This window comes from Shewanella sp. 1CM18E (genome assembly GCF_023161665.1).
In the GTDB taxonomy this organism is placed as follows: domain Bacteria; phylum Pseudomonadota; class Gammaproteobacteria; order Enterobacterales; family Shewanellaceae; genus Shewanella.
In genome coordinates this window covers 73904-83591 of the sequence record NZ_JALNTW010000019.1, presented here as the reverse complement: position 1 = coordinate 83591, position 9688 = coordinate 73904, and the positions used below count along the sequence as shown (strand labels likewise).

The following is a 9688-nucleotide window of genomic DNA, read 5'->3' as shown; positions in this document are numbered from 1 at the left end:
GTTAACGCACGGCAGGAAAGCTCCCTTTTAGGGAGTTATATCAAAGCCACCTTCTTCAGAAGGTGGATCTTTTACTTTCAGTGGACACTGAATCACTGCTAAGCCGCTGTGATTTTATTGCTGGCAAAATAGGCTGTGTTTTAGTTGGACTAAAACCGGATCACGGTCTTAACTCAATGCAATATGATCTAAAAGGTAATTGAGATGAGAGTTGACCAGTATTTTCAAGGCCAGCCATGTTGGGCCGAGCTCGCCTCGATGAAGATTGAAAGCAGTAAGGCATTTTACCGTGGCTTATTTGGTTGGGATATTGTGGATATGCCGATCCCAGAGGGCACGTATAGCATGCTGACTATTGAGGATGATGATATTGGCGCCATGTATCAGATCCCCGATGAGATGGCGCAAAACGGTGAAACAACTCAATGGACTATTTACTTTGCGGTTGAGAATTTAGATGTGTCATTAGTCGATGTTACTGGATCTGGTGGTACTGTGATTATTGGGCCTCATGATGTTGGCGATGCTGGACGTATGGCGGTGATAAGAGATCCTGAAGGCGCGCGTTTTGCCTTGTGGCAAGCTAATAACCATATTGGTGCTAAGCGAGCTGGAGAGCCGCATACCATGTGTTGGGTAGAGCTGGCGTGCCGTAAACCAGATCAAGCTAAGCAGTTTTACTCCCATGTATTAGGTTGGGCGCATCGAGATAGTGACATGGAAGGGATGAATTACACCGAATGGCAAGTCGGTGCGCAAGATGTTGGTGGCATGATGGCGATGACAGAGGAGTGGGGCGATATGCCGGCGCATTGGATGTTGTATTTCACGGTTGAGAGTTGTGATGACAAGGCTGCCAAAGTCACTGAGCTTGGCGGTAAGGTGTGCGTGCCGCCGACGGATATTCCCAATGTGGGGCGATTTGCAGTGATCAATGATCCTGACGGTGGTTTTTTCTCGATTATAGAGCTGCGCATGGACGTTTAGGGCTTACAAGTTAGAGCTTGGGGCTTAGCGCACTAGATAGCACTGAAATAAAAAATGGGTAGCCAATTGGCTACCCATTTTAATATTCGCGGCTTACTTATCTTGGCTGAGTTTTCTGCCGTAGATCAGTAAGTAAATTGCAGGAATAACAAATAATGACAGCAATGGCGCAGTGACCATGCCACCGACCATAGGGGCGGCAATTTTCTGCATCACTTCATTACCGGTACCGCTCCCCCACATGATGGGCAGTAGACCAAAGAAAATGGTTGCTACTGTCATCGCTTTAGGACGAATACGCATTACCGCGCCGTGAATAAGCGCTTCACTTAAATCACTACGCTTGCTGAGTAGGCCCGCCTCTTTACGCTCTTTAATGCTGTTATTAAGGTAAACCTGCATAACAACGCCAAACTCTGCGGCTACACCTGCAAGGGCGATCATGCCCACAGAGACAGCTACCGAGAAGTTGAAGTCTAAGAAGAATAGCAACCAAGCACTGCCAACTAACGAGAACGGCAGGCTAAGCATGATGACAGAAGCCTGAGTGAAGGAGCTAAAGGTCATCATTAGCAGCATAAAGATCACTGCTAGCATCAAGGGGACCACTAGCTGCATTTTCGCTTCTACGCGCTGCATATATTCGTATTGACCGGCGAAGGTGTAGCTGTAACGCGCTGGCAATGTAATTTGCTCATCTAGCGCGGCTCTGGCAGTTGTTATGTATTCACCAATTGAAATATCTTTCAAATCGACAAATACCCAACTGATTAAGCGGCCATTTTCACTGGCTAGCATAGGTGCACCATCGCTAATCGTAATACTAGCAAGATTGCCTAAAGGTAAGTATTTACCCGTTTTGGTCAGTACCGGTAAGTCTTCTAGCTTTTCAATGCTGTCACGTAACTCCCGTGGATAACGAATGTTAATTGGATAACGCTCTTGCCCTTGAATAGACTGGCCGACCTTCATGCCACCAATTGCCATTTGCACCACGTCTTGTATGTCTTTTAAGGTCATACCGTAGCGGGCAGCATTTTTAAGGTTCGGCTCAATATCAATATAGCGGCCACCAGTTGTACGCTGAGCAAATGCTGATGTCGTGCCCGGAAGCTTGCTAACAACCGCTTCTATTTCAGTACCGATGCGTTGTAACTCATCGATATCTGCGCCAGAAATTTTTATCCCCACAGGTGTGCGCACGCCCGTCGACAGCATATCGATACGAGTTTTAATTGGCTGCACCCAAGCGTTAGTCATGCCCGGCACTTTTACCGTTTTTTGTAGCTCGGCGATAATACCTTCGAGCGTCATGCCCTCCCGCCACGTGTCTCTTGGGTTAAGCATGATAGTGGTTTCTAGCATGGTGAGTGGGGCGGGATCCGTTGCCGTCATTGCGCGGCCAACTTTACCAAACACTCGTTTCACCTCAGGAATGGTTTTAATCAGTCTGTCGGTTTGCTGCAAGATCTCAGCTGCCTTACCAGCACTGACGCTTGGTAAAGTCGTTGGCATATACAGCAAGTCGCCCTCTTCAAGCTCTGGCATAAACTCGCTACCCATTTTGCTCATTGGGTATAGCGCACTGGCTAAGGTCACTATAGCTAACAGGATGGTGACTTTTGGAAAGCGCAGCACTAAGCGTAACGTCGGCTCATAAATAGCTATCAGCAAGCGGCTAATCGGATTTTTACGTTCATCGGGGATTTTACCGCGAACAAAATAACCCATTAATACCGGAATTAGGGTGATGGCCAAGATGGCGCTGGCTGCCATGGCAAAGGTCTTAGTGAAAGCAAGTGGGTGGAATAGGCGTCCTTCTTGCGCTTCTAAGGCAAACACAGGCACAAAGCTTAAGGTAATAATAAGCAGGCTGAAAAATAGTGCCGGCCCTACCTCAATCGATGCTTTACGAACTAGGTCCCAGTGCGCCTCTCCGGTTGGCGTTGCGCCATTGTGTTGCTCACGGTAATGTTCAAGATGTTTGTGGGTGTTTTCCACCATTACAATGGCAGCATCTACCACTGCGCCAATGGCTATCGCGATCCCGCCTAAGCTCATAATATTAGCGTTGACGCCAATCAGGTTCATTATGATAAAGCTAATCAGAATCGAGATTGGTAGCGAGATAATTGCCACTAATGTTGAGCGAGCATGGAGTAAGAAGATTAGACAGATCACTCCAACAACTAGCATTTCCTCGAGCACTTTGTGCATCAAGTTATCGACGGAGTTGAGAATAAGCTCAGAGCGATCGTAAGTGATCACCAGCTCTACGCCATCGGGTAAGCCGTTTTCAATTTCGCTCAGCTTCTGTTTGACGTTGTTAATGGTCGCTAGGGCGTTTTCACCATAACGCATAACCACAATACCGCCAACCACTTCGCCTTCACCATCAAGCTCTGCAATACCGCGGCGTGCGGCTGGGCCTGTACGCAGCTGCGCCACATCTTTCATTAATACCGGCGTGCCAGACTCTGAAACGATCCCCAGTGGGATCTCTTCAAAATCTGCCAGTGTTTGGCGATAGCCTGTTGAGGTGATCATGTACTCGGCTTCGGCCATTTCAATCACCGAGCCGCCAGTAGAGCTGTTAGAGTTATCTAAGGCATTTTTCACCGTCATCAAGTCGATTTGGTACAGCGCCAATTTGTGCGGGTCGACAATGATCTGATACGACTGTTCCATACCACCTATGGTGGCGACTTCTGATACGCCTGCAACGCTTTGCAGCTCAAGCTTTAAGAACCAGTCTTGTAATGAGCGCAGTTGGGCTAAGTCGTGTTGGCCTTTACGGTCAACCAAGGCATATTGAAATACCCAGCCAACACCTGAAGCGTCGGGTCCGAGTGTGGGAGTGACATTTTCAGGCAGCTGGCCTTGGGTTTGCGATAAATATTCTAAAACCCGCGAGCGCGCCCAGTAAATGTCGGTGCCATCTTCAAAGATAATATAAACATATGAATCACCAAACATTGAAAAGCCGCGTACGGTTTTTGCACCCGGTACAGCTAGCATGGCGGTAGATAACGGGTAGGTGATTTGATCTTCTACCAATTGCGGCGCTTGGCCCGGATAAGAGGTTTTTACAATCACTTGCACGTCAGATAAGTCTGGCAGTGCATCAAGTGGTGTCATGCGCATTGCTTGATAGCCAATTAAAGCTATCACAGCAGTTAGCACTAACACCATCGCCCGCTGTTTAATCGAGGCGCTAATAATTCTTTCTAACATAATCAGCCTCCCGATTAATGATGCGCGTGTGGAGCGTTGGCTGCTTCGTCGTCAGTGGTGTTGCTATTACTGCCGCTAAGGCGTTGCAAACTACCTTGAATACTGGCTTCTGAATCTAGCAAGAACTGACCTGAAACAATGACCTTATCGCCTTCGGTTAAGCCTTCAATAATCTCGGCTTTACCTTGAGCAATCATGCCGACTTTAACTGGCACTGAGGCGAATTGGTTGTTGCTGCGCTGCACTACTACACGGTTTTCGCGTCCAGTTAAAATCAGTGCCTCGGTTGGGATCGCTAATACTTCACGCTTAGGCCCACCAAACAGTTTTACATCGACTAAAGTGCCGGGCTTAAGTACTTTTCCGGGGTTATCTAGCTTGATACGGACTCGCATTGCACGTGATACCGGATCCAGTTCAGGGTAGATGTAGTCAATACTTGACTCTAGATCAAACAAGCCTTGCGCTGCTGACGTTACTTCAACCGGACGGCCGACTTCTAGCCAACTTTGCTCGTTTTCAAATACATCGGCAATGACCCAAACACTGGTTAAGTCGACAATTTCAAAAAGAGTGTCGCCGGGCTGTACATACATGCCATGGCGCACGGTGAGTTTACTAACAAAGCCATCTTGTTCGGCGTAAAACGGTACGCGGTAAATGGTTTTACCTGTGCGTTCCAGTTGCTTGATCGTTGCTGAGTCGACACCAAGAAGTTCGAGGCGTAAGCGTGCTTTACGAAGCAGATCTTTACCGCGACTCTTATCTTGGTTGAGGTAGTCCATGGCTTGCATGTAATCGTCTTGAGCATTAATTAGCTCAGGCGAATATAGCTCATATAATAACTGGCCTTTTTTAACGCGTTGGCCAACATTGTGTACCATTAAGGTTTCGATCCAGCCGTTGACTCGAGTGTGGCTATGGCCAATGTTGTTTTCATTGTATTCAACGGTGCCGATAGTTTTTACCAGCTTCCAAAGAGTACCTTTGCTGACTTGCTCACTGCGCATACCTAAAGCTTGCTGCATACCACCAGATACGCCGACAACAACTTCTTCAGCTGCGCCGCCGACAATGACTTTTTCAAGATCCATACCGCAGATCGGGCATGAGCTTGGTACGTCAGACACTACATGTGGATGCATTGGGCAAACATATTTTACGCTGCCATCATTGCCGCTTTGCGCGGCAGGCAGAAGCTCAGGCTTAGGTTGACTCAATATTGTGTCGGCCTGATTACTTTGTGCCGCTGTTGTTTGAGCGTTGTGCTGGTGTCCTGCATGTTCGTCTTTAAGGTGTGCAGTATGCGCTTGCGACTCACCGTTTGCGCTTTCTTCTTCCTCTTCTTTAACTAAGAACATTTTGCACTCTGGGCAGCGACCTGGCTCATGGCTAGTCACTTCTGGATGCATGGGGCAGTAATAGTTTTCAACAACTGTGGTATCTGCAGTTTTATCGCCAGTTTCTTTTTCATCATGATCTGAGACGAGAAACATTTTGCACTCTGGGCAGCGACCAGGTTCATGGCTGGTTACTTCTGGATGCATGGGGCAGTAATAATTTTCAACTACTGTGGTATCTGCAGTTTTATGATTAGTTTCTTTTTCATCATGATCTGAAACGAGAAACATTTTGCACTCTGGGCAGCGACCAGGTTCGTGGCTGGTTACTTCTGGATGCATGGGGCAGTAATAATTTTCAACTACTGTGGTATCTGCAGTTTTATCACTAGTTTCATTTTCATCATGATCTGAGACCAGGAACATTTTGCACTCAGGGCAGCGACCCGGCTCATGGCTGGTCACTTCTGGATGCATTGGGCAGTAATATTTAGACTCATGCTGGTGGGCATGACTGTGTTGTTTGCTTGGCTCTGCGCTTTGGCTATAACCCAGCTGTGGAGTCACAGCCATTGTTAACGTTAGTGCGCAGATTAGTGGCTTTACCACTGGTGTTTTAAAAAGACTCATAATGCCTATCTCCACCCTAAATATTAGTGATGCGTGTGACTAGATTTGTGAGCGTTATCGCCAGTTGCGATTGGCTCTAAGTCCATTCCACACTTAGGGCAGCTGTCACCTGCTTGACCTGTAATAGCTGGGGTCATTGGGCAAGCATGGGTATGCTTACTCATATGTTTATGGTGTTTTTTAGCTTTGTTAGGGCACGACTCTTTATTTGGGCAAGAGTCACAGTTTTTAGCGTTATCCGCCTTAGCGACTGGCTCTAAATCCATACCACATTTAGGGCAGCTATCGCCTGCTTGACCGGTAATTGCTGGGTTCATTGGGCAGGCATGGGTGTGCTTGCTCATATGTTTATGGTGCTTTCCAGCTTTGTTCGGGCACGACTCTTTATTAGGGCAAGAGTCACAGTTTTTAGCGTGGGTTTTAGCAGCCGTTTTAGTGGCTTCTAAATCCATACCGCATTTAGGGCAAGAGTCACCTTGGTTACCTGTCACTTCAGGGTGCATTGGACAAGCATATGCTTGGTGCTGCGCGGCGTGCTGACTTTTGTGGGCACCATGATGATGCTCATTGGCTGACGCAGCAGGGCCCCAAGACAAAACTAACAGGGCAGATAAGGCTAAACTTATAAGGGTTTTCATAACTCAACTCCATCAAAGAGATGGCCGGATGACTGTGCTTAACGTAATAAGCAACAGAACAATTAACGGCTTAAATAATTGCTGATTAAGATTAATAACGATTTTTTTATCTTGCATAGAGACAGACGCTCTAGTTATGCAATCGGAGGTCTTAAATCTTGTGGCAATGAAATAGAGTGGAAATGAGGCATTGGAGTGGCCGTTATAATTTCGGAGGTGCTAAAACCTGGCCAAGGTGATGCACTCAACAGGGTACCTGTTACAGAAATAACCAAGCAGTGGCTACAGTCGCTCTGGCATGATCCATTGCCGTTGCAGCAAGGCTGAGCGTTACCGGGAAGCATTTGTATTTCAGCTTCGCAGCAATGAGCGTCTTCATCCATTTGCATTGGGTGACATTCTGTTCCGTCTTGCATACTCATCATTGGCATGTCATCAGCCATTGCTTTCGGTACCATCAGCGAACCATTAGATAGCACTAGCTGACTCAACAAAGCGAGTAGCGTAAAGGCTAGTAATGTATGACGACGGATGATGCTAAACATGATGCTTCCAATTAATGAGCTTCGCTAAGTCTACCATAGGAATTGACTGACACATTGATAAACTTCACAAATTACTTTGTCCAATGTGTCATCAACTTCACTTTCTAGTCGTAAAGACTATTGGTTTGATAGTAGTAGTTTCGCCATTAACTGGCTATGTGTCATTAAGCTTACTTGCTTTTCACCACCCATGCCGTCTTTGAGGTGAATGGTTGGGTTATCGATAAACTGATATGCATCTTCTTCAGAAACGATACTCGGAGTAAATGCTTGATAATTGTTTGCGGTTTCAAAATCTAAATATAGGTAAAGCGGCTCTGAGCGAACCCAATTTGAGTCTTCAGCACTGCTTTCAAACAGATCGCTGTACCTTACCTCAATCAGATTATGCCCAGTCTCGAGCTCTAGGTAGCGGCTATCCACGTGACTTAAACCATTAAGGGTTAATACATCGATAGACTCAGGGAAAGACACTGATGCTGCTGAAGTGAAAAAGCTAGCTAATGATAATGTGATTACGCTGATAAATTTTTTCATAATAAACTCCGATACATTTTAATTGTGCGTTGCTGAGCATCACTTTGTGACTAGATACGACAAACGCTATCGCCAACTACCGACTATAATTTGGTAGTGCTGGCGTAATATTTTGATCATGCAGGGCACTTAAACTCTTGGCTAAACCTGTTGAGTATTCTCTGTGACAGATAAGTCAGTAGCAGATGAGCCCCTAAATGCGGTTGAAGTAAAACTTACGCGTAAATCGGAGGGGGATTTTTAGATGAAAGCTCAACAGTTTGTAATGACCAAAAGTTGGCTTGGATACTATTGCTAGAGCTTTGAATGGATATGGCAAGTTGAGAGTGGTCAACAATTCCTGGAGCCGAAGCACAATGTGAGACGCAGTTTCCAGCAGCTAACTGCTCGCAAACCGCATCGCAGTCGATTTTTAACTGACTAAGCTGAACGGCTTGTGGATCGCAATCTTGATGGTTATCGGATTGGTTGATGCTGGCAAGCTGCTGCGGCAGTGGCGTGACTGTATCTTGTTGAGCAAGGGTATGCGAGCTCGCTGACAAATATTTAGGCATAGCCATCGCAGGGGCTAAAATAAATTGCCCTAATAGTGCGATAAAAAATGCTAAATATGTGATTTGCTTGCCCATATAAGCCCTTAAGTTTTGCAATCAAGTTGCTGTAAGAATAAAGACCTTAGGTTTATTGAAAAAGTTTCAAATAATCATAAATTTTTTGATTTTAAATGTGTGCTACACCTCACTTTTACATCTAAAAGAATTTCAAATAAATCGTTTGAAACTACTATATTATCAAGCTAATAGACTATTAACCTTGCGATAATCAAGGCTTTAGAGTAGCTTTAGTAAATGTGCATATAAAGTGAGCAAAAATCGACTCAGATGAGAGAGTTAGAGCCATGTCTCATTTTGCACTTTTAGTTCCAGATCAATGAGTAGGATCTAGTTTATAATGGATCACATAAATTTAAGATGAAGTTCATTTTCATCGATAGAAAAAATTAAATACTTGGAGAAGAGTGATGAACTGGCGAGCACTATTTAAACCCAGCGCAAAATATTCGATTCTGGCACTGTTAGTCGTCGGTATCGTTGTCGGTGTTGTAGGCTACTTTGCTACACAACAAACTTTACACGCAACAAGTACAGATGAGTTCTGTATGAGCTGTCATAGCAACCACTCATTGAAAGATGAAGTGTTAGCGTCTGCTCACGGCGGTGGTAGTGCTGGTATCGTGGTACAATGTCAAGATTGTCACCTTCCACACAACCCAGTTAAGTACCTAGTTAAGAAGATCATCGTATCTAAAGATCTATACGGTTACCTAACAATCGACGGTTTCAACACTCAAGAGTGGTTGGATGAAAACCGTAAAGAACAAGCTGATCTAGCGCTTAAGTACTTCAAAGGCAATGACTCTGCTAACTGTCAGCACTGTCACTCTCGTATCTATGAGAACCAGCCTGAAACTATGAAGAAAATGGCGAAGAGAATGCACGCTAACAACTTCAAGAAAGAAGAAGACAAGCGTAAGACTTGTGTAGACTGTCACAAAGGTGTTGCTCACGTTTATCCAAAAGGATAATCCTCAGGCTAAAGTCTCGAGTTTCGTAGCGACCCAGACTTAACGTCTGCAAGTCAAAACATTAAAAGCCCCTTGATTGGGGCTTTTTTGTTTTTAAGATTTGTCTCTTCCAGAGATAAGCAAGCAGCTAGAGTGTTTATGTTAGGTTGGGATTTAGCCCGTCAATATATTATAAAATTACCGCCTAGATAG

8 protein-coding genes are annotated in these 9688 nt (G+C 45.4%); 2 read left to right on the top strand and 6 right to left on the bottom strand.

Translation table 11 applies throughout. The features are described 5' to 3' along the window. The first annotated feature begins 204 nt into the window (after positions 1–204). A complete protein-coding gene (locus tag MSG37_RS18925) occupies positions 205–987 on the top strand; it encodes a VOC family protein (protein WP_248472226.1) in 783 nt (260 codons plus the stop codon). A 93-nt stretch (positions 988–1080) separates the two neighbouring features. Here MSG37_RS18925 and MSG37_RS18920 read toward each other — a convergent pair whose 3' ends face one another. The 6 genes from MSG37_RS18920 to MSG37_RS18895 all read right to left on the bottom strand — a co-directional run bounded on the left by MSG37_RS18920 (position 1081) and on the right by MSG37_RS18895 (position 8540). After that, positions 1081–4221 (bottom strand): CusA/CzcA family heavy metal efflux RND transporter, encoded by a 3141-nt coding sequence (locus MSG37_RS18920; protein WP_248472225.1) that lies wholly within the window; start codon positions 4219–4221, stop codon positions 1081–1083. A gap of 14 nt (positions 4222–4235) precedes the next feature. Then, the gene (locus tag MSG37_RS18915; RefSeq protein WP_248472224.1) at positions 4236–6191 is read right to left on the bottom strand and encodes an efflux RND transporter periplasmic adaptor subunit; all 1956 of its coding nucleotides are present in this window, start codon (positions 6189–6191) and stop codon (positions 4236–4238) included. A 23-nt stretch (positions 6192–6214) separates the two neighbouring features. Next, a complete protein-coding gene (locus tag MSG37_RS18910) occupies positions 6215–6829 on the bottom strand; it encodes a heavy metal-binding domain-containing protein (RefSeq protein WP_248472223.1) in 615 nt (204 codons plus the stop codon). Between the two features lie 134 nt (positions 6830–6963). Further along, positions 6964–7374, bottom strand: coding sequence for a hypothetical protein (locus MSG37_RS18905; RefSeq protein ID WP_248472222.1), 411 nt, complete (start codon positions 7372–7374; stop codon positions 6964–6966). Between the two features lie 117 nt (positions 7375–7491). Then, positions 7492–7911, bottom strand: a complete 420-nt coding sequence (locus MSG37_RS18900) for a DUF2057 family protein (RefSeq protein ID WP_248472221.1) — start codon at positions 7909–7911, stop codon at positions 7492–7494. Between the two features lie 215 nt (positions 7912–8126). Beyond that, positions 8127–8540, bottom strand: a complete 414-nt coding sequence (locus MSG37_RS18895; protein ID WP_248472220.1) for a hypothetical protein — start codon at positions 8538–8540, stop codon at positions 8127–8129. A gap of 392 nt (positions 8541–8932) precedes the next feature. Between MSG37_RS18895 and MSG37_RS18890 the strand changes: the two genes are divergently transcribed. After that, on the top strand, positions 8933–9496 hold the full coding sequence (locus MSG37_RS18890) for a NapC/NirT family cytochrome c (RefSeq protein WP_248472219.1): 564 nt from the start codon (positions 8933–8935) through the stop codon (positions 9494–9496). Positions 9497–9688: the final 192 nt, after the last annotated feature.